The 21,541-nt window shown below is 47.6% G+C and carries 19 protein-coding genes; 17 read left to right on the plus strand and 2 right to left on the minus strand.

Annotated elements, in window-relative coordinates:
* Positions 1 to 337: 337 nt before the first annotated feature.
* Together ACFQZT_RS17075 and ACFQZT_RS17080 are read right to left on the minus strand one after the other, a co-directional pair.
* Positions 338 to 1,510: an MFS transporter gene (locus ACFQZT_RS17075; protein ID WP_379301943.1), complete on the minus strand. Its 1,173-nt coding sequence runs from the start codon at positions 1,508 to 1,510 to the stop codon at positions 338 to 340.
* A 192-nt stretch (positions 1,511 to 1,702) separates the two neighbouring features.
* Positions 1,703 to 3,139 carry a coiled-coil domain-containing protein gene (locus ACFQZT_RS17080; RefSeq protein ID WP_379301945.1) on the minus strand — a complete coding sequence of 479 codons (1,437 nt, stop codon included), beginning with the start codon at positions 3,137 to 3,139 and terminating at the stop codon, positions 1,703 to 1,705.
* A 226-nt stretch (positions 3,140 to 3,365) separates the two neighbouring features.
* On the opposite strand from ACFQZT_RS17080, the gene ACFQZT_RS17085 reads away from it, so the two are divergent.
* The 17 genes from ACFQZT_RS17085 to ACFQZT_RS17165 all read left to right on the plus strand — a co-directional run bounded on the left by ACFQZT_RS17085 (position 3,366) and on the right by ACFQZT_RS17165 (position 21,434).
* Positions 3,366 to 4,031, plus strand: a complete 666-nt coding sequence (locus ACFQZT_RS17085; RefSeq protein ID WP_379301947.1) for a Crp/Fnr family transcriptional regulator — start codon at positions 3,366 to 3,368, stop codon at positions 4,029 to 4,031.
* Between the two features lie 27 nt (positions 4,032 to 4,058).
* Positions 4,059 to 4,898: an ABC transporter ATP-binding protein gene (locus tag ACFQZT_RS17090; RefSeq protein ID WP_379301949.1), complete on the plus strand. Its 840-nt coding sequence runs from the start codon at positions 4,059 to 4,061 to the stop codon at positions 4,896 to 4,898.
* Positions 4,831 to 5,586 carry an ABC transporter permease gene (locus ACFQZT_RS17095; protein WP_379301951.1) on the plus strand — a complete coding sequence of 252 codons (756 nt, stop codon included), beginning with the start codon at positions 4,831 to 4,833 and terminating at the stop codon, positions 5,584 to 5,586. Before ACFQZT_RS17090 ends, ACFQZT_RS17095 begins: the two co-directional genes overlap by 68 nt.
* Before the next feature lie 11 nt (positions 5,587 to 5,597).
* Complete coding sequence (locus ACFQZT_RS17100; protein ID WP_379301953.1) at positions 5,598 to 6,629, plus strand: ABC transporter substrate-binding protein; 1,032 nt, start codon at positions 5,598 to 5,600, stop codon at positions 6,627 to 6,629.
* A 23-nt stretch (positions 6,630 to 6,652) separates the two neighbouring features.
* Complete coding sequence (locus ACFQZT_RS17105) at positions 6,653 to 7,573, plus strand: MBL fold metallo-hydrolase (protein WP_379301955.1); 921 nt, start codon at positions 6,653 to 6,655, stop codon at positions 7,571 to 7,573.
* Between the two features lie 147 nt (positions 7,574 to 7,720).
* Positions 7,721 to 8,701: an aldo/keto reductase gene (locus tag ACFQZT_RS17110; protein ID WP_379301957.1), complete on the plus strand. Its 981-nt coding sequence runs from the start codon at positions 7,721 to 7,723 to the stop codon at positions 8,699 to 8,701.
* A gap of 873 nt (positions 8,702 to 9,574) precedes the next feature.
* Positions 9,575 to 10,219, plus strand: coding sequence for a chromate transporter (locus ACFQZT_RS17115; RefSeq protein ID WP_379301959.1), 645 nt, complete (start codon positions 9,575 to 9,577; stop codon positions 10,217 to 10,219).
* A 16-nt stretch (positions 10,220 to 10,235) separates the two neighbouring features.
* Positions 10,236 to 10,775 (plus strand): chromate transporter, encoded by a 540-nt coding sequence (locus ACFQZT_RS17120; protein ID WP_379301961.1) that lies wholly within the window; start codon positions 10,236 to 10,238, stop codon positions 10,773 to 10,775.
* Positions 10,776 to 11,013: 238 nt separating this feature from the next.
* Positions 11,014 to 12,582: a phosphoenolpyruvate carboxykinase (ATP) gene (pckA, locus tag ACFQZT_RS17125; protein WP_379301963.1), complete on the plus strand. Its 1,569-nt coding sequence runs from the start codon at positions 11,014 to 11,016 to the stop codon at positions 12,580 to 12,582.
* Positions 12,583 to 12,666: 84 nt separating this feature from the next.
* Positions 12,667 to 13,320 (plus strand): helix-turn-helix transcriptional regulator, encoded by a 654-nt coding sequence (locus tag ACFQZT_RS17130; protein WP_379301965.1) that lies wholly within the window; start codon positions 12,667 to 12,669, stop codon positions 13,318 to 13,320.
* A 27-nt stretch (positions 13,321 to 13,347) separates the two neighbouring features.
* On the plus strand, positions 13,348 to 14,136 hold the full coding sequence (locus ACFQZT_RS17135; protein WP_379301979.1) for a pyruvate, water dikinase regulatory protein: 789 nt from the start codon (positions 13,348 to 13,350) through the stop codon (positions 14,134 to 14,136).
* Positions 14,137 to 14,160: 24 nt separating this feature from the next.
* Entirely contained in the window at positions 14,161 to 15,126 is a 966-nt protein-coding gene (glpX, locus tag ACFQZT_RS17140; protein ID WP_379301967.1) for a class II fructose-bisphosphatase, read from the plus strand.
* A gap of 132 nt (positions 15,127 to 15,258) precedes the next feature.
* A complete protein-coding gene (locus ACFQZT_RS17145; RefSeq protein WP_379301969.1) occupies positions 15,259 to 16,197 on the plus strand; it encodes an MsnO8 family LLM class oxidoreductase in 939 nt (312 codons plus the stop codon).
* Between the two features lie 408 nt (positions 16,198 to 16,605).
* Complete coding sequence (locus ACFQZT_RS17150; RefSeq protein ID WP_379301971.1) at positions 16,606 to 17,958, plus strand: ABC transporter substrate-binding protein; 1,353 nt, start codon at positions 16,606 to 16,608, stop codon at positions 17,956 to 17,958.
* A gap of 171 nt (positions 17,959 to 18,129) precedes the next feature.
* The gene (locus tag ACFQZT_RS17155; RefSeq protein ID WP_379301973.1) at positions 18,130 to 19,149 is read left to right on the plus strand and encodes a LacI family DNA-binding transcriptional regulator; all 1,020 of its coding nucleotides are present in this window, start codon (positions 18,130 to 18,132) and stop codon (positions 19,147 to 19,149) included.
* Between the two features lie 13 nt (positions 19,150 to 19,162).
* The gene (locus ACFQZT_RS17160; RefSeq protein ID WP_379301975.1) at positions 19,163 to 20,290 is read left to right on the plus strand and encodes a glycoside hydrolase family 88 protein; all 1,128 of its coding nucleotides are present in this window, start codon (positions 19,163 to 19,165) and stop codon (positions 20,288 to 20,290) included.
* A complete protein-coding gene (locus ACFQZT_RS17165; RefSeq protein ID WP_379301977.1) occupies positions 20,283 to 21,434 on the plus strand; it encodes a DUF2264 domain-containing protein in 1,152 nt (383 codons plus the stop codon). The genes ACFQZT_RS17160 and ACFQZT_RS17165 overlap by 8 nt, the downstream gene beginning before the upstream one ends.
* Positions 21,435 to 21,541 lie beyond the last annotated feature (107 nt).

A 21,541-nucleotide genomic window follows, 5' to 3' on the forward strand; every position in this document is an offset into this window, starting at 1 on the left:
AATCGTATCCATCGTTCCGATGGATACCCAGACCTAAATACACAAACTTCTTGACGCTACCACCAATCAGGCTTCGAACGAATAAAATTCCATAATTAGCGAAAATTGTTCGTTATTTATGGACTTTTGTTCTTTCGAGCATCGAAATGGCTATTTCTCCGAAATTTAGCGTCAAACTTGTTCACAAATAACGACTTTTGTTCTTTGTCAAGCGGGTGACCCAGACCTGAAGGTTACCCCTCATTGCTTTGAAAGTGGCCGATGACTCCACTTGTCAAAAAAAGAAGCTGTCCGATTAGGCCATAATGACCTAAAGACAGCTCCTTTATCGTTCCTTCTATTCAACAATCGCCTTGGATGCGTATGAGAAGTATACAAAGAATGCGATGCAAATGAATGCAATGAACCCGAATCCACCGAAAATATCAAACCGGGACGAGAAAAAACCAAAGCCCAAACCTGTAAGAATAAGTACCGCATTCAAGCCAAAAGACTGAAATGAATCGATCGTCGCCCTCATGGAGGAGTTCAATCTATGATGCAAATATCCGGCTGTCATGGGTTCTATGATACCGGAGAACAAACCAATGAGCAAAATCGCCAACAAACCCGTAATGCCTTTGATTATGGATACGTACAAGAAACCTGCTGCAAAAACTGCGGTCACAACCAGCAGTAAAGTTCTGTAACTGTACCTGCTTTTCAGTGCATGGGCGAGCACATTTCCCGGTAGCCGTAGGATCATGAACGCAGCTGAAAATAACCCGAAATATACTACCGGAAATTCCAGTCGGTTTAAATAAAGCTGCCAGAACTCATCAATGAAGCTCATAGCCGCGCCTGTCACCATGCCGGAAAGCACCATCAGACAGACTTCTGGATTTTTACTAAAAAAAAGGACAGAAGCCGTCAGATACGCTTTGATTTCTACCGATTCATCGGCGTCACTTTTTACAGCAGGCTCAACCAGCATGAACGATATGCATAAGGAGACGAGCATACTGGCAAATGAAATCCAATAATTCAGCTCATATCCAAAACGGTTAGCTAACAAACTCCCGCACAATGCTGCGATTATAATTGCTATGAAATCATACGCATTTAAGCGCCCCAGACACCTTTCAAATGTCTGCTCTTTGCCATTTCGCAATAAGGAATCGTAGAGCAAGGCATTTTCAGATCCGCTTGATGCGGAACGGGCAATGCCCGCAAGAAAAACGACAACCGCAAAATGCCAGAACTCCGTTGAAAAAAGCAATATAAGAAATTCGCAACATCCCAACAAAGCGCTTAACACCATCATTTTCCTTCGGCCCCACTTATCGGCGATGATACCCGTCGGAACTTCCAGTAGAAAAACGGTTTTGGCGAAAATGATTTCTGTATATACAACCATCTGGATGGTCATGCCGCGCTGTTCCCAGAACAACCTCTCAATGACATAGGCAGGTATGAGGTTGTGAAAGAATCGGTTGACATACAACTTCCAAATATTAGACAAATCAGTCATGGTGATGCTCCTCTCATCTTGGATTGCACGTTGCTCAATCCAAGCCTGGAGGTGCTCGTGAACGATTCGCTCTTAAATATTAGCAGGGAGGCCTTGCGTGGTGATTAGTCATATCAACATCTCCTTAAGGCTTATGTCGTTAAATTTATCATAAGCGGCAGGAAAAATCTGGTCAATCAGATTTCGTCAACATTAAGAATGAGGTTTCCACCCTAATAATTTGGCCATTTCGTTGATTTGTCTCTGTTGCAATTTAAATTGCTCAGACAGGCGGTCATATCGTTTGTTCAGCGATTCAGCTGTGTCCGTCATTTCACCTCTGAGGTCCTGTTCCATAACCGTACTGATCTTTTCAGCAAGGATCTGAATCAGGTTACGCAGTTCCGTTACCTCCGCAGATACGCCGTCATATCGCTGATTCAGTGAATCCGTCGTGGCTGTCATTTCACCTCTGAGGTCTTGCTCCATGACATCGTTGATCTTTTGCGCAAGGAGCTGGATAACGCCGCGCAATTCAACTACGTCTTTAGACATGCCGTCATATCGCTGATTCAGCGAATCCGTTGTGGCTGTCATTTCACCTCTGAGGTCTTGCTCCATGACATCGTTGATCTTTTGCGCAAGGAGCTGGATAATGCCGCGCAATTCAACTACTTCTTTAGATATGCCGTCATATCGCTGATTCAGCGATGTTGTTGCGGTAATCACTTTCGTAACGTTTTGTTCCAAACTATCATCCATTTTCTGTGTCAGGATCTGGAGCAGATTACGCAGTTCCGCAACTTCTCCCGCAACGCCGTCATACCGCGTGTTCAGTGAATTGGTGAGGGCGACTCTTTCATTTTGTTCATTTTTTTTGTTTCGCTCGGAAGCATCATGAATCTGCTGCGGTAACAACTGGATGACGCTGCGCAATTCGGTTACTTCTCTGGAAATGCCGTCATATCGCGTATTCAGTGCTTCAATGATATCAACGATTTCACCTCGGAGGTCTTGTTCCAGAACTTCATTGATCCTTAGAGGAAGCTGCTGAAAAACTTGACGCAGTTCCGTTACTTCTCTAGAAACGTTGTCATATCGCTCGTTCAGCGCTTGCGTGGTCATCGTCAATTCACTTTTCACATCTTGTTGCAAGATGAAGTTTATTTTCTGCATAAGGAACTGGATGTCTTCACGAAGTTCCATCACTTCTTTATTCAAGTAATCGTTGGAATGATTAGAAGGCGTTGTGTCGAACGTAAATCTGACTGATTTACTAGCCTCCATCTTTTGGCTTAACTTTTGGATAATATCGCGTAGTTCCTTTGTTTCATTGCTTACCTGGACATTCAAATTATCGCCTATTGTCGTAGAAGTAATAGGTTTTTCTTCAACCTTACTTTGAATAACAACCTTTTGATCCATGTTTTGCAACTGATCCAAGATATATCGATGCGATTTATTGGCATCTTTCATCCTGGAAATCATCTCAAACTTCTCAAGAGCTTCTTCTGCATACTTGACGTAACTGCCAGTGCCTACACTCGGAAGATATTCATGAAATTGATTCGCCCAATCAACGATAACGGATCGCTTCTTTCTAAGTTGTCTGGCGATGTCTGCTAGTTTATAGGTTCTTTTAGTTGTCATCTATCGTTGTCCTTTCTTAAATTAATCTACTCGGTTCATGACTTTAGCTGTAGTCATTTTATTCAAGATGTTTTGCAATTGACAACGATAGGGATAAATAACTCTTTTCAAGATTGGATTATGGGCTAAAATTTCAATTTTGTCGGGTATCCGACATTATCAGCAACATTTTTATGATATATTTCATATAACACATCGGAATAATCGGTATTACTGGAGGTGCCAGATGGACTTATACAGCGAGATTACAGAACTTCATGAGAAAGATGAGACAAAGGAAGTTATCGTTAATGCTTTTCGAACCTATGGAGTCCCCCAGTCTTTTAAAAAAAACGAGTTCGTTTTTCAAGAAAATGATCTCCCGAATGGTGCTTACTACGTAGAATCGGGATTAATCAAAATTTCACAATCCTCTGAAGAGGGGCAAGGCATCACCTTATTTCTTCGTTATGAAGATGAGATATTCGGCAACGCAGAGCTATTAACGAATACGCAGCGTAAACGGTATGCGCGATGTCTAAGCGACAGCCAGCTTATTACACTGGATGCACGCAAGTTTGTGGCGTTAGCGAAGGAGAACGCTGAATTCTCCTATGCACTGGCAGTTCTAGGTGCCCGCAGACTTTTGCAAACGCAGAAAATGGTTGAAACGTTAATATGCCGCCCTGTTGCTTGGAGGCTCGCTTGGTTTCTCATGCAGCTTGGCAAGCCGACGTCCGACAGGCACGAGGTTCAAGTGCCGCTTAGCCATGAGGAAATCTCTTATGTTATTGGCTGCAGCAGACAAACCGTTACGGAGACGTTGAATAAATGGCGGGATAAAGGGCTTATCGATTACGCCAAAAAGAAAATCGTCATTTTTCATCCGAATCGATTTTTCTCGGACATTTAGTAAGTCATTCATTGGGAGTGTGTAAGTATGATTTCCATTAACAATGTGAGTAAAGTCTTTTCCCAGCGGACGGGAGCGGCATATACGGCTTTGGACCAAGTTTCCTTGACGATTGAAAAAGGAGAGTTCGTATCGTTGGTAGGACCATCAGGCTGCGGGAAGTCTACATTGCTGAATCTGATTGCAGGCTTCGAAACGGCTGACACTGGAAGCATTACAGTCAACGGGGAAAGGGTCGGCGCTCCGGGTCCTGACCGCATCGTTGTGTTTCAAGAACATGGCTTATTTCCATGGCTAACGGTATTGGATAACGTAGCTTTCGGTTTGAAGCAGAAAGGGATCGCACGTAAAGAGCGCTATGCGCTCGCTGCCGAACAAATCAAATCGGTACATTTGAGCAAATTTATAGATCGCTATCCGCATGAGCTTTCTGGCGGCATGAAGCAAAGAGTGGCTATCGCCAGGGCGCTGGTCATGGATCCGGACATCTTATTAATGGACGAACCCTTTGCGGCGCTGGATGAACAAACCCGATTTATTTTACTTAAAGACTTGGAAGAAATTTGGTTGAAAACCCGTAAAACCATTTTATTTATCACGCACAATATTCGCGAAGCCGTAACGCTATCGGATCGGGTTATCGTCATGTCCACACAGCCCGGGAGGGTTAAAAAAGAATTCGTTGTTCAGGCGGCCAGACCTCATTTAAGCGCGGATCCGCTCATTCATTTTCTGGAAAACAAAATTATGGAAGCTCTCACCGATGAGCTTGAGAAAGTAGTTAGAGAGGAGCTCGGAAATGAATACAGCATTAAGAAGAACGTTGTTTCTGGTTCTCCTGCTGATAGCATGGGAGTTGGGATATAGGATTTTTCAATGGGGTTGGAAATTTCCTTCTCCTCTCCAAACATTTCAAGCTTTCTATGATGGGTTCACGCAAGGGCATCTGCTCGGCGCAACGGTTGCGAGTCTTCGCAGGTTGCTCGGTGCCTTTTTAATATCGATTGGACTTGGAACGACGCTTGGATTCTTGTTTGCTCGTTATCGATATGTGGATGAGACCTTCGGCTTCCTGGTCGTAGCCCTGCAAACCGTGCCGAGCATAGCCTGGCTGCCGTTCGCTATCATCTGGTTCGGGCTTACCGATACTTCCGTCATTTTCATCACGACGATTGGGGCAACATGGACGATGGCGATGGCCAGTAGAACCGGGATCCTTAACATTGCGCCTATCCATCTAAGAGCTGCACGTATGCTGGGAGCGGGTAATGGATTGCACATGTTTGTTCAAGTGATGCTGCCTGCGGCATTTCCCCACTGGATTACGGGGATTCGAGTGGCTTGGGCATTTGCCTGGCGGGCGCTCGTTGCAGGTGAATTGATTGCCAAAGGCATCGGACTCGGGCAAATGCTTCAAGATAGCCGCGGACTGGGGGATACGGCCACTATTCTGTGCATTGTCATCCTCATCGCAGTGATCGGCACAATCTCCGATCATTTTTGCTTCAAACAACTGGAGGATAAAATTGCACTCCGATTCCAGCTAAATAAATAGGGGGAAATCAAATGAAGAAATTAGCACGCTTAATTAGCATCACTTTACTCATATCGCTGGTTTTATCTGCTTGCGGTGCGAGTAAAGAAGCTGCAAACACGACCGGAGATACGACGGTTAAAATCGGTATTTTGAAAAATGTCACGCATGCACCAGGCTTTATCGCGCTGCAAAACAACTATTTTGGGCAAGAGTTCGGTAAAAGTGCCAAGATCGAGGTGACTGCATTTGATAATGGTGCGGATTTCGCAACGGCGATTGCTACCAACCAAATTGATCTAGGTTATGTGGGCCCGGGTCCTGTAATCAATCAATATTTGAAGAGTAAAAATATTCGTGTGATCGCCGGAGCAAATAACGGCGGGGCTGTGCTGGTCGTACGCAAAGACGCCGGTATCCGATCCGTGAAGGATTTAGTCGGCAAAACAGTAGCTGTCGCAGCCAAAGGCGGGACGCCTGATCTTTCTCTTCGCTTGCTCCTGGGTCAAGAAGGATTGAAAGTGACGACGGATGCCTCAGGCGTTCAAGTCGTTACGCGGGCCCCGGCCGATACCTTAGTCGCCATGCGCCAAAAAGAAGTGGACGCGACGCTGATCGCTGAGCCTTGGGGTACGCAAATGATTCAGGAAGGAACTGCTGAAATTCTAGTGGATTGGGATAAAATCCCTCCGAAAAACGGCAATTATCCATTAACGATACTTGTTGCCTCCGACAAATTTATTAACGAACACCGGGCTTTAGCCAAAAAAGCGATCAAAGCCAATAAGCAGGGCATCGATTTTATTAAACAAAATCCGGATAAAGCCTATGATCTGATTAGCAATGAACTGAAGCAGCTAACTGGAAAGGGCATGGAGCCGGCACTCATCCAAGCGGCAATTGATCACTTGAAATTAACGGAAGATATCACGCTGGATGACATTAACGCGCAAGCCAAAACTTCTTTTGATGCCGGTTATATGAAAGGGGTTAAGGCGGAGGAGCTGGACTTCAGCAAGTTCCTTGATCTGTCTCTAATGACCGAGGTCAAACAAGAAAAATAGATAAAACATTGGAGGTCATACAATTGCAAATCCAAAAGCAAGAGCACTTATTGCCTGATTATCACGAAAATTTGAAGATCGTCATTCTGGGAACTGGCACGCCGCGGGCTTTTTATGGAAGAGCGAAAGCGGGAGTTGCCGTTATGGCAGGGGACAAAACATTTCTGGTCGATTGCGGTGGCGCAACGGTTGACCAATTAATTAAAGCGGGGATTATGCCGCAGCGGATCTCCGACGTCTTCTTTACTCATCATCACAGCGATCACAACTCAGGGTTCTTCGATGTGTTTATAACAAGTTGGCGTACGCACGTCACGGCGGAACGGGTTTTTGAGGGCCGGAAAGGTCCGATGAATGTGTATGGGCCGACGACAACGAAAGCGATCATCAGTAAAATGAGAGAGTCTTTCGATTTCGATGCGAATCTGCGGGTGAACTATAACTTCTCCGCAGGAGAAGGGGCGGATATCCGGTATTTTGAGAGCAACGAGGGCGTCGTCTATGACAGGGACGGCATTCGAATTACTGCATTTGAAGTCGATCATCGGCCGGTTTATCCGGCGATTGCTTACAAATTCGAGTATAACGGCAAGTCGGTCGTGATTTCAGGGGATACGATTCCAGTGGAAAATATGATCAAATACAGTAGGGGCGCTGATTTGCTGATTCACGAATCCTACAACAAAGTTTGGCTGGACGCATTGATAGAGAAATTTCCCCAAGAGCGCATTGGCCTCTCTAATCCTGCTAAGTATCATTCGACTACGCTGGAAGTTGCGGAAATCGCGAGAGCAGCTGGGGTTGCCCATCTTGTTCTGACCCATCACATACCGGCACCGGCAGCAAATGTTGAGGCAGAGGCTGAGTATACAAGTGGGATGCAGGATATCTATTCAGGTAAGATCACAGTGGCCAGGGATTTAATGGCGTTTGAGCTATTGTAGGTTGAAGCTTTCTAGCAGGATAAGACCGGAAACGCAAATAACGCTTGCCTTAAAGTGAACTCTAAGGTGTATGATGAAGATGGGCTGATTACATAACTCTTTATGCGGTCTAAATTCATGCGTGTTTATTGAAAGGTGTGGATGAACTTGAAGATGAGAAAGCTAGGCAAAAGCAATTTGGAGGTTTCAGCACTCGGACTCGGTTGCATGGGCATGTCTGACTTTTACAGCGGGCGTGATGAAGAGGAATCCATACGCACCATACACAGAGCTATAGAACTTGGGGTTACTTTTCTGGACACGGCGGATATGTATGGCGTCGGAAAAAACGAAGAGCTTATCGGCAAAGCTGTGAAAGGACGCCGCGGCGAAGTCATTCTGGCAACGAAATTTGGCAGTGTACGAAGCAAAGAGGGTAAATTTCTGGGTGTCAACGGCCGGCCGGAATATGTAAAAGAAGCTTGTGAGGCTAGTCTTCGCCGTCTGGGCGTAGATTATATCGATTTGTACTATCAACATAGAGTGGACCCTCAAACTCCGATCGAAGAAACGGTCGGTGCCATGTCTGAACTGGTGCGAGAGGGCAAAGTCCGCTACATCGGGTTGTCCGAAGCCGCCTCAGCTACCATTCGGCGCGCACACGACGTACATCCGGTAACCGCGCTGCAGACGGAGTATTCGCTTTGGAGCCGCGATGTGGAGGATGAGATTTTGCCCGTGTGCCGCGAACTTGGAATTGGCTTTGTTCCTTATAGTCCCCTAGGACGCGGATTTCTCACCGGTCAAATCCAAAAGTTCGAAGACTTGGCCGAAGACGATTATCGACGGTTCTCACCCCGATTTCAAGGGGACAATTTCATCAAAAACCTTGAGCTCGTCAAGCGAGTGGAAGAGATAGCCGCCGAGAAAGGTGTGAAGCCATCTCAATTGGCCTTAGCTTGGCTGTTGGCTCAAGGGAACGACATTGTCCCGATTCCGGGAACGAAACGCAGGGAGTACCTCGAGGAGAACATTGGCGCTATCGCGATTGAACTGACGAAGGACGACTTGGCGCGCATCGATGACGCTGCCCCCAAGGGAGCTGCATTAGGGGCCCGTTATCCGGACATGAGTAGCGTCAACCTGTAAGCGTCGCGTTCGATGGACAGGTGTTGCTTTATAGCAAACCGATCGAATTCCATTATGAAGTAGACTGAGGAGAATCCACGCTTGTTGCGGGTTCTCTTTTTCATTGTTTGGAAGCTTTGCAAGATACTGAGTTGTTTGGAAGAGGATTATTATGGACATACATGGTGTGGACTGATATTTGCGAAAGGTGACCGTTACCAGTTTCTTTTTGAGAACAAACATTCGCTAATAACGCCCATAATGACGCTAAAAGTGGGTGAATCCCCCGATTTGGTCGAGGTAGAGAACAAAGGACCATAAATAACGAACTTGAGTCTTTGAATAAAGACCTTTGTTCTCTCGAGCCCTCTTTGGACCATTTCTCCAATAAATTTGAGTCCAACCGGGCGCTAATAGAGACTTTATTCTTTAATCGCTGTGGATGCTCCATGTTTTCAATCTCCCAATTAATCTCCCCATCAATCCCCTAATCTCCGTTAATCTCACATTCTCCCTTTAACCATCCATTCTCCCTTTAACCCTCCAATCTCCCGTTAACCCTCCAATCTCCCTTTCAGCCTCCCCATCAATCCCTAATCTCCAGTTAATCTTAGTTAAATGCCATGAGTAATACGAAACTAGAGGCCGTTACAGATTGAGATTGAGGCATATCGTCACTCTATGGATTATGAGTCCCTAAATTGTGTAGAAAGGCGTTTCTGAACTTCTTGCCAAAAAGAAATAAACTTACAGAGCGCATCGGGATTATCGGGATTTAGTGGGTGAAAAACATGCATTATAAGTAGTTACTTTCCCTATATTTAAATAAAATTTATTGGACATTTCCTGATCTTTCATTCAAAATAGAATTAAGTGCAGGGGAGGTCAACCATCATGCCGATTAGAAATATGAAAAAGCTTTTGGACATTTTTTGGACTTTTCTTCGGATCAGCCCCGTAACGTTCGGTGGCGGTTATGCGATGATTCCGGCAATCCAAAGAGAAGTCGTTGAACAGAAGCATTGGATGAATGACGAAGAGATGTCAGAATTGCTTTCGATTGCGGGAGCAGCACCGGGAGGCATCGGTGTTAACACATCGGCCTTGATAGGCTATCATCTGGCTGGAATTACGGGAGCAGTCGCAGCCGTCATCGGCATCACGATTCCCACATTCCTCATCGTTCTCATGTTGAGTGTGTTGTATTCATTTGTTGAGCATTATCCCAAAACGCAAGCAATTCTGGAAGGCATCCATGCCGCCATCGTAGGGCTTATTATAGTGGCCGGCTATAAAATGGCGAAGGCTTGCATTGTGGATAAAATAACGCTGTTGGCTGCAGTAAGTACGGTTGCTATTCTGCTCTATGTCCCTATCCATCCAATCTTAGTCATCGTCATGGGCCTATTTCTTGGCATCATCATCGTGATTCTTAAGGAGCGATGGGGGATGGCGAGTCCATTAGAAAAAGAAGCGGCAACACCTGTAGCCGCCAATTCCTATAAATACGCGGATTACTTTATCGCGGACGGCATTTAAGAATGGGGTGCCTGCGATGCTGATATGGAGTTTATTTTTTACTTTTTTGAAAATTGGTTTCATTTCATTCGGCGGCGGTTATGCGATGATACCGATCATCCAGCATGAAGTCGAGATTCATCAATGGATGACGGGCGAACAATATAACCATGCTGTTGCTTTGGCCGGCATGGGCCCTGGTCCGATCGCGACGAATAGCGCTACTCTCATTGGCTTTGAGGCAGCGGGTATACCTGGAGCTATTGCAGCGACCTTCGGTATGGTTTTTCCTTCGCTGCTGCTCATTATTTTGCTGGCGGCATTTTTATACAAGTGGCATCATCACAAATGGTTTAAATCTTCGTTTTACGGCTTGCGTCCCGTTGTGACGGGGTTCATCATCTTCGCTGCCATTCATTTTGGATGGTCGGGCGCCGATAAGGTTTTGTTCTCCTGGCATCAAGCCGCCACGGTATTGATAACGATTGGCGTAGTCGTTGGCGTCATTAAGTACAAGCTGCACCCTTTTGTCGTTATTCTTTTATCCGGGGTTATGGGCATCGTTTTCTTCCATTAGAAATGTTTCGGGGTGACCAAGAGGTTATCCCTTAGAAGGACCTGAGGCGACACTGCGGCTTCAGGTTCTTTTATTTTTGCGCTAAAAATGTGTCATAATTGTTACGGAAAAGGCAATAAAACATTGTTTTATGTGTCCAAACGGTTTATTATTTAATTAATTCATTTTATAATATACAATATATAATAATTAATACACACTATATAACTGAGGCCTCATAGGTGAAAGGAATGGGAGCATGAGCATAGAGCTTAAGGTAGAACATCCAAATGTAGGTACCATTCATTACAACTTGTCTGTATCTCAGTTAATGAGCATGAGCATACAGCGTAAAGAAGGATCATTAGCTTCTTCCGGGGCGCTTCAGGTGAACACCGGCAAGTACACAGGTCGTTCCCCAAAGGACAAATATATAGTCGATGAATGTTCTGTCGCCGATCAAATCGATTGGGGGGCTGTGAATCAGCCAATCTCGGAACAACAATTCGAACAATTGTATCAAAAAGCTCAAAATTACATGGCGGAGCGGGAATTGTTTGTATTTGACGGTTTTGCGGGCGCGGATCCTGCATATAGACTCCCGATTCGGGTAATCAATGAATACGCATGGCACAACTTATTCGCTCGCCAGCTGTTTGTTCGTCCCGGCAAGTCTGAACTTCTTGCTCACAAACCTGAATTTACGGTCATTGCCCTTCCCGGTTTAAAAGCGGATCCAACCGTTGACGGTACAAAGTCCGAGACGTTTATTTGCCTCTCTTTTGAGCGGAAAATCGTCCTGATCGGAGGGACAGAGTATGCCGGCGAGATGAAGAAATCGATCTTCAGCGTTCTCAATTATTTGCTTCCCGGCCAAGGTGTGCTTCCTATGCACGGATCGGCAAATGTCGGACCTGAAGGTGATGTTGCCCTATTCTTCGGACTTTCCGGCACGGGAAAAACGACGTTGTCCGCAGATCCAAATCGTCGTCTCATCGGCGATGATGAGCATGGTTGGTCGGCGGACGGGGTGTTCAATTTCGAGGGAGGCTGCTATGCCAAATGCGCAGGACTCTCGGAAGAGAAGGAACCGCAGATTTGGCAAGCGATCCGATTCGGCTCTGTTTTGGAGAATGTGGTGCTGGATCCTTCCAGCGGGGTCGCCGATTACGGCAACACCCAATTGACGGAGAATACCCGTGCAGCTTATCCCGTTGAACATATTCCAGGAGCAATGATTCCCGGGCAAGCCGATCATCCGAGCGTCATCTTGTTCTTGACCGCCGATGCATCCGGGGTACTGCCGCCAATCTCCAAGCTGTCGAAAGAGCAGGCTATGTATCACTTCCTATCCGGCTATACGTCCAAGCTTGCGGGTACGGAGCGGGGGATTACTGAACCGGAAGCTACGTTCTCCACTTGCTTCGGCTCACCGTTTTTGCCGCTTCATCCTTCTGTCTACGCACAAATGCTGGGACGCAAAATTGAAGAGCACCAAGTTAACGTTTATTTAATCAATACGGGCTGGGTTGGCGGCAGTTATGGCGTTGGGGAACGGATGAATTTGTCATACACAAGAGCAATGGTCACGGCTGCACTGAATGGCAGCATCGAGCAGACGACGTTTACCGAAGCTCCATTCTTCGGTTTATTATGTCCGGATCAAATCCCGGGGGTTCCGGGCGAGCTCTTGCAGCCAAGAAATGCTTGGCAGGACAAAGCGCTCTATGATGAGAAAGCCAAGGAGCTGGCGCTGCGTTTCATCAATAATTTTAAGAAATTTGCAAATGTGGATGAAAGCATTATCGCAGCAGGCCCCAGGGTATGATTCTAAGCATAGATGAGCTACAATAGATTATGCTTCCATTGCAAGTTTTCATATGAACATGCAAAGGGATGATCTTGATTTGAATTGTTCAGGGAGGGAAACACTATCGAGCTCACATCCCGCCAGATCGAAATTATCGATCTTGTCAAAAAACATGCGCCAATAACGGGCGAACGCATCGCAGAATTGCTAGGTATCAGTCGTCCGACCATCCGATCGGATCTTGCGCTGCTGGTCATGCTCCGATATATAGACGCCAAGCCCAAAGTAGGTTATTTTCTGGGTACAGCGGCGCTTCAAGAAGATTCGCCTTTTACCAATGTGGAGGCGGTCAAAGTTAAGGATGTGATGGGAATTCCCGTCGTCCTTAGGGAAACGGTCACGGTAAGTGACGCTGTGGTTACACTTTTTCTCGAAAATGTGGGGAGTCTTATTATCGTGAATGCGAACGGGATGCTCGTCGGCATTGTCTCCCGCAAAGATTTACTGAAAGTAACACTTGGTAATGCGGCAGCGACCTCGATGCCGATATCGCTTGTCATGACACGACATCCGAATATTATTACTGTGAGCCCCGATGATAGCGTTTTGGAGGCGGCACGTAAAATGATTTTCCACCAGGTTGACAGTATTCCTGTCGTGAAGCACTCCGTAGAACAAAATCTCGGTGAAGTAGTAGGAAGAATAACGAAAACGACGATGACCAAACTGCTGCTCGATGTGGCGCTGGGGAACTAATCAGGGGGAGTTCGATTGGGAGAGAATATGCATACGATATTCGTTTGTTCGGATTCTGTCGGGGAAACGGCGAATACCGTCGTACAGGCTACAATCCGTCAGTTTAACGCGAGCACAGTTCAAGTCAGACGTTTTGGGTCGATTCGAACCGAGGATGAGATCCGCACTTTGATGGAAGAGGCTTCACGGGTTAACGGGTTTGTCGCCTACACGCTCGTATTGCCGGAGCTTAGAGAAATGATGCGGCAAGAGACGATCCGACTCGGCGTGAACGCGATAGATATTATGGGTCCCATGATGCAGGCATTCATTGATACTTTTAAGGATTCGCCTAAACGGAAAGCCGGTTTATTGTATCAGATGGACGAACAATATTTTCAACGGGTGGAAGCGGTGGAATTTACGGTTAATTCCGATGATGGCAAGGATCCCAGCATGATGAAACAGGCGCATATCGTTCTGCTGGGACCTTCCCGCACGTCCAAAACGCCACTAAGCATTTACTTGGCGCACAAAGGTTATAAAGTGTCCAATTATCCATTAGTTCCGGAAGTAAAGCCGCCGTCAGTCATCTATGAATTAGATCCGCGAAAAGTAGTTGGCTTAACGATGAGTCCTGAGCAGCTGGTCCGCATTCGCACCGAACGTTTGAAAGCGGTAGGACTGCCTTTTGGAGCCAAATATGCAACGACGGAGCGGGTTGCGGAAGAACTTGAGTTTGCTGTGAACCTGTATCGCGAGATAGGTTGTACGGTTCTGGATGTAAGTGAAAAGGCTATCGAAGAAACGGCTGGGATGATTTTAGCCAATATGTGAGTGAAAGAAAGGTTGGATGGAGAGATGGAGAGAGATTTGTCACTGGACATCGTCCGGGTTACCGAACATGCGGCTTTGGCCTCTGCTCGCTGGACGGGCAAAGGAAACAAGCATTGCGCAGACGAAGCCGCTACCTCAGCCATGCGTTCCATATTTAGCTCGATTCCATTCCGCGGAACAGTCGTCATTGGCGAAGGTGAGATGGATGAAGCGCCGATGCTCTATATCGGAGAGCCGGTGGGCAGCGGTGCAGGTCCGGAATTTGACGTGGCCGTTGATCCGCTGGAAGGGACGGACATCGTCGCGAGCGGCAGGAACAATGCCCTTTCTGTTGTTGCCATTGCGGAGAAGGGGAATCTGCTTCATGCCCCGGATATGTATATGGAAAAGCTGGCCGTTGGTCCCCGTTTGGCCGGGAAGCTCAGTTTGGACGATCCGCTGGAAGCGACAATTCGAAAAGCTGCCGAGATCCTGCAAAAGGATATCACAGACTTAACCGTCTCTATTCTTGACCGTAAAAGACATGCAGATAAAATTATGATTTTACGCGGATTAGGCGTGAAAATCCATCTGCTCAGCGATGGGGATGTTGCCGGCGCGATGGCCTCCGCATTCCCGGATACCGGCATCGATCTGCATGTAGGTTCCGGCGGGGCGCCTGAAGGTGTGCTGGCGGCTGCGGCGATCCGCTGTATGGGCGGCGAGTTTCAAGGAAGGCTGCTGCCGGAGGGCGAAAAAGAAAAGCAGCGCTGCATCGACATGGGGATCTTGAGCCCATCCAAGGTGCTCGGCATGCGCGATTTGGTCGGCGACTCCGATATTTACTTTGCAGCAACCGGCGTGACGTCCGGTGATTTCCTTAGCGGTGTTAAATTCCATTACAGCAACCGCGCTGAAACGCATTCAGTTGTGATGAGAGCTCAGACGCAAACCGTCCGATTCATACAATGCGTTCATTATATGAATGAATATCGGCTTGGAAGCGCCTGAGCCGGAGATGCATCAATTACAGCCGATTCGCCTCTTCCAATTAGAGGGAACCGGCTGTTTTTGGATTAGGACTTGCGTCTGGGAGCTGTCAAATATATCATGATTGCGCAAAATAAAAGGAGTAATACTTTCATGAAATTAAGTGTGCTAGATCTTGTACCTGTCTTTGCTCCGGCTGACCCGGCATATGCTTTGGAACAAGCGGTCATGCTAGCCCAGGCAGCGGAAAGATGGGGCTATTCCCGCTATTGGGTCGCCGAGCATCACGATATCCAAGGTCTGGCTTGCACATCCCCGGAGGTCCTGCTTTCGCATATCGGCGCTCGCACGACTCGCATTCGTCTTGGATCCGGAGCCCTGCTGCTCCCGCATTACAAGCCGTTGAAAGTCGCTGAATTATTCCAGATGCTTGCGACGCTATACCCGGGAAGAATCGATCTCGGCATCGGGAGAGCTCCAGGCGGGTCTGCGCATGCATCGATTGCGCTGAGCGGCAATTTTCTTGAACATGTTCGTCAGCTTCCTGAGTCCTTACAAACGTTGATGGCACTGCTGGACAACCGGTTTGAGCTGGAAGGTCAGTCCGTGACGGCAAGACCGGTACCGAAGACGCCTCCGCAAGTATGGATGCTGGGTACGAATACCAAAAGCGCTGATTTCGCCGCTCAATTCGGAACCGGTTACGTTTTTGGCCAATTTATGAGCGATAACGACCCGGCGGAAGTTCTAGCCGCTTACCGCAGGCAATTTCAGCCTTCAACTGCATTGCGGGCACCGCAAGCCATTTCAGCAGTAGGTGTGATTTGCGCCGAAACGGAAGCGGAAGCGGAAGCCAAGCGTCTCATGGCGGAAGGCTCAGCTTGGCAAAAGCCTGCCACCGAGGCAGCGGCAAACGAACCGAGTCAGACTACGCCGAATCCAAATTTGATCATAGGAACTGCGAAGCAAGTGAAAAGTCAATTGGAGCAACTAGGAGAAGTTTGCGGCATTGACGAATTTCTCGTCGTTACCCAAGTTCCCGATTATGAAAAAAGGCTTCGCTCTTACGAGCTGCTGGCTTCCATACTTTAAACAACAAAAGAGCTGTTCCCGAGTAGAGAATTCTACTTGGGAAGAGCTCTTTTTCTTTCTTTTTATAGGAGGAATCCATTCAAGTTACGCTCTCCGTCGCTTACGTAAATACCATACCACCATGGAAATGAAGTCTCGGATTGAAGCGGTTTGGTGAAAAGCAAGTGTCGTTGTCATAAGCAAGAAACCTCCCTGACTTGAGTAGTATGTCATGCATGAAGAGTACTACGTAACGGAAACGGATCTGGTTTTATTTTTTTTTCTGGAACGCGGTTTTTTTTTCATGATCACTGTTTTTTGAACAAACATCTCCGATTTCTGCATTAAACTTCTCTTTCTAAAGTTGGATAATAAACTTGTAAGCGTTATCCACTTGCGAGCGACTTCATTTTAGGGGAGGAAAAAGAGATGAAAAAAGCGTTAACGTTAGCATTGTCGTTGTCTGTGCTTTTCACGGCTGCGGCGTGTTCTACAGGTTCGAATACGAAAACAGCGGCACCTGCGTCAAGCGGCGAGCCGACCAAAGCGGCAACGGCAACTTCAGCTCCTGCGGCAAGCAAAGATCCAGTCAAGCTGAGGGTAGCCTGGTGGGGAGGGCAATCGCGCCACGACTATACGCTGAAAGTGATCGAAATGTACGAGAAGCAGCATCCGAATGTAAAAATCGAACCGGAATACGCAACATTTGACGACTATTGGAAAAAACTTGCCCCGCAAGCCTCGGCAAACCAATTGCCGGACGTTATCCAAATGGATATTTCTTACCTGGCCCAGTATGGCGGCAAAAATCAGCTGGCAGATTTAACACCATATACGAAAAACGGTATTCTGGACGTGTCGTCGATCAGCCCGAATGCAGTTTCCGGCGGTGAATACGGCGGTAAGCTTGTAGGTATGAACCTAGGGGTGAATGCGCTTAGCACCACATTAGATGTGAATACGCTCAAGAGCCTAAATATTCCGGTCCCGGGTAAGGATTGGACTTGGGATGATTACGATGCAATGGCGGCTAAGGCGAAGGCATCCGGCAAGCAGATAGGCGGCTTTGCTTTCCATCACGAAGTGTTCTTCCCATACTACCTTAGAACCGTCGATCAGAAAATGTACAACGCAGATGGCTCGGCACTTGGGTATTCCGACGATAAACCTTTTATCGACTACTTTAAACGTTACCAAAAATGGTACGATGCAGGCTCCATCTTGTCGCTCGACAAAGAAGCAACCAAGAAAGGCGTAGCGGAAGAGGATGAAATTTTGCTAGGGAACGCGGTTTCCGGCAACGGTTGGTCCAACCAATTTTTGGCGGTCGCCAATCTGGTGAAAGATCGTCCGCTCGAATTGTTCCCGCTTCCCGGCCGCAACGGAAATAAAGGATTGTTCTTGAAGCCGAGCATGTATTTCTCGGTTACGAATAGTTCCAAGCAAAAAGAAGAAGCGGCGAAATTCATCAGCTTCTTCGTCAACGATATCGAAGCGAATAAATTAATTAAAGGCGACCGCGGCGTGCCGGTATCCTCCAAAGTGAAGGATGCGCTCAAGCCGATCCTGTCTCCGAACGAAGTGAAAATTTTCGATTATGTCGCTTGGGCCGAACAAAACAGCTCGCAAATGGATCCTCCGAATCCAATCGGTTCGATTGAAGTCGAGAAGCTGCTGAAATCGGCGAGTGAGCAAATTCTTTACAAGAAAACGAGCATAGAAGAAGCTGCAGCCAAATTCCGCAAGGATGCAAACGCGATCCTGGAGAAAAATAAAAAATAACGGTTGCAGTGAGCTCCGCATTCGCGATTTTATTTATAGTCGCTGGTGCGGGGTTCTTTTTTTGCCCGCTAATGGTCAGTTTTGTTCTGATTTTCAGCTTGACATGTTAAACGTTTCAATTTAAGCTATAACTGAATGTTAAACGTTTAACAAAATGGAGTTGAATGCAGCATGGGTAAGCCCAAACAAGTCACGATTGTGGATGTGGCCGAAGAAGCCGGCGTATCGATCGCCACGGTCTCCAACGTGCTGAATCGAGGTGGTATTCGTTCGTCGAAAGAGACAATTCGTAAAGTCGAGCAGGCAGCTGAGCGGTTAGGCTACCGGCGCAATACGATGGCAGCAGGGCTAAGCCGCAATAAAACGTACGAGCTTGGTCTAATCGTACCGGGATTGAATGGATATTATGGGTTGCTTGCCGAGCATCTGCAAATTGAAGCGCATCATCGCGGATATCACTTGTCTGTATTTTCATCTGGGGGATTCGACCCGGAGATTGAACGCAGAAATTTGGAGGTTTTGCAGCAGCGCAGAGTGGATGGTTTGATTTGCCACGGCTTGGCGATGGGGTTTGAATCGACGAGATCCATTGTCAATAGCGGAACACCCTTAGTGCTGATTAACGGTTGGAATTGGCCCGAGGATATCGCGATTGGTGCAGTCAACTTAGGATTCGCATCCGCTTGCGAGCAATCGGTCAAACTGTTGTTGGAACGAGGCTGCCAAGCGTTATGCTACGTAAGCAGCAAGAGGTCCAAGGCGATCGACGAGCAGCGGCAAATCGGTTTTTTGCATGGTATCGCGCGTTATGGAAGCGGAATCAGTTATGAAATCGTCGATGTGAAGGATCTTGAGGTCGATGATTATTTGCAAAAGCTTCGTGAGCGCCATCCTGCGCCGATCGGCATCGTTGCCTTTGATGACTATGTGGCCTTGCGTCTCATTACCGGAACGCTTCGCTTAGGCATTGAACTGCCGGGCGAGATGAAAATCGTAGGCATCAATAACCATTATATTGCCGAGCACAGTTTTCCAGGTCTCACTAGCTGGGACATTCCGTATACATTTCAAGCATCAACAGCTATCGATAAGCTTCTTAATAAATTGAGCAGCCAACAGGCCATAGTGCAGAATGAGAGGGAGATCGAAGTCCCTCTAAAACTGATTGAACGTCAAACAACTAATCCATAGAAGAGCGGAGTGAATGAATATGTGGCAGCAGGCAATTGAAGACGCGGTACGGAAAACAAAAGCGAACATTGAACGTTACGGGGATTTATTTCCTCATGTAAGCAATAACGATGTATATTTGCTCAATCCAAACGATGATTGGACGGATGGCTTTTGGTCCGGTATTTTATGGCTATGCTACGAATACAGCGGTGACAAAGTTTTCCTAGAAGCGGCTCGTAAATCCGTGGCGAGCTTCAAGCAAAGACTGGAAAAGAACGTTGCACTGGATCATCATGACATTGGATTCTTATATTCCTTATCTTCCAAAGCGCAGTGGATCATCGAAAAAGATGAGGCTGCCAGAACTTTGACTTTGCAAGCAGCCGACGTATTGTTCAAGCGCTGGAGACCGAAGGGTCAGTACATTCAAGCATGGGGACCCGCAGGAGATGAGCATAATGGAGGCCGGATCATCATCGATTGCATGATGAATTTGCCGCTGCTCTACTGGGCTAGCGAGCAGACAGGCGATGCGAAATACAAAGAGATCGCGCTCACTCACGCGAACTTGAGCCGTCGTTATTTGGTACGTGGCGATGATTCATCGTTCCATACGTTCTATTTTGATCAGGGAAATGGAGAGCCTCTACATGGCGGAACGCATCAAGGCTACCGGGATGGCTCTACGTGGACTCGCGGGCAGGCGTGGGGGATTTACGGATTCGCGCTTTCCTACCGATACACGAAAGATCCGTTGTTTCTGGAAACATCGAAGCGGTTAGCCCGATATTTTTTCGAACGACTGCCTGAAGACAACGTTGTGTATTGGGACTTTAACGTACCAGTCGATGCGGACACGAAGCGGGACAGTTCAGCTTCCGCCATTGCCGCTGCCGGGGCATTGGAGCTTTTATCCCATCTTCCTCAAGATGATGCAGACCGTGCATTCCTGGAAAATGGCGTTGAACGTTCGATGAAAGGACTCGTTGACAAGTATGCTACGATCGGCAAGCCGGACGCTCAAGGCTTCATCGAGCGTGGCTCGTACCACGTTCGTGGTGGCAATGCGCCGGATGATTATATGATCTGGGGCGATTATTATTATCTTGAAGCGCTTCTTCGATTAGAAAAAGGGCTTACAGGCTACTGGTATGAATAACAGCGCTGCTAAAGGAAACCACCGTGAGTATTGGCTAAGCACGATGGATCGCATCGCTTCACCTGTTCTGGAGGCTCTGGCTGCTAGAAGACTGCGAGCTACTATGCCGGTGGAGCGTAAGAAGGATGAGCAGCTGCATTATTCTCATCTGGAGGCATTCGCGCGTACGCTGGTCGGTATCGCGCCATGGCTGGATAGCTGCTCATCGGACCCCGAAGAAGAGCGGCTGCGCAGCCGCTACGTAGAGTTGGTTCGAGTTGCGATGGATGCGGCAACGGATCCGGATTCGCCGGATTATTTGAACTTCACTACCGGGCAGCAACCGATTGTGGATACCGCTTTTTTGGCGCACGCGATTCTCAGAGCGCCGATTGCGCTATGGCAAAGCTTGGACCCTAGGGTCCAAAGCAACGTCGTTCAAGCGCTCAAGGCTACGCGTTCGCGAAAGCCTCATTTCAGCAATTGGCTGCTGTTCTCAGCCATGATCGAGACAGCATTGTTCGTCTGCGGCGAAGAGTGGGACCGGATGCGCGTCGATTTTGCATTGAAGCAGCACGAGCAGTGGTATCTTGGCGATGGGATGTACAGCGACGGTCCGGAGTATCACGCAGACTATTACAACAGCTTCGTCATTCAACCGATGCTGGTCGATATTATCGAACGCGTTGGCGGGGAGGCGGACGACTGGGCGCAAATGAAGGCGCCTATTCTAACTAGAGCGCAGCGCTATGCAGCCATTTTGGAACGATCCATTTCACCGGAAGGTACCTTTCCGGTAACTGGCCGCTCCTTGGCTTACCGCTTCGGCGCGTTTCAGCTGCTCGCACAGATCGCATTGCGAGGCGAGCTGCCGGCGGAGGTGAACCCGGCGCAAGTCCGATGCGCGCTAAGCACCGTCATACGCAGGCTGATTGAAGCGCCTGGTACATTCGACGAATCCGGCTGGCTTCAGATCGGTTTGTGCGGTCACCAGCCTGAGTTGGGTGAGCATTATATATCGACAGGCAGCCTGTACCTGTGTTCTGCGGTTTTCTTACCGCTCGGAATACCGGCGGAGGATGCGTTCTGGCACAATCCCGATGCGCTGTGGACTTCGCAGCAGGTATGGTCCGGGCAAACGGTTGCGATAGATAAAGCAAAATAGATTTCATAGTGTTAAAGCGTTCTGTTTCTTATGGAAACAGGCGCTTTTTTTGCGTGTGCGCCCAGCATGGGCGCTATCTATAGGGTTCAAGTCCCGAATGGCGAAGG

The sequence above is a fragment of the Paenibacillus sp. GCM10027628 genome (assembly GCF_042676385.1).
Classification (GTDB): domain Bacteria; phylum Bacillota; class Bacilli; order Paenibacillales; family NBRC-103111; genus Paenibacillus_E.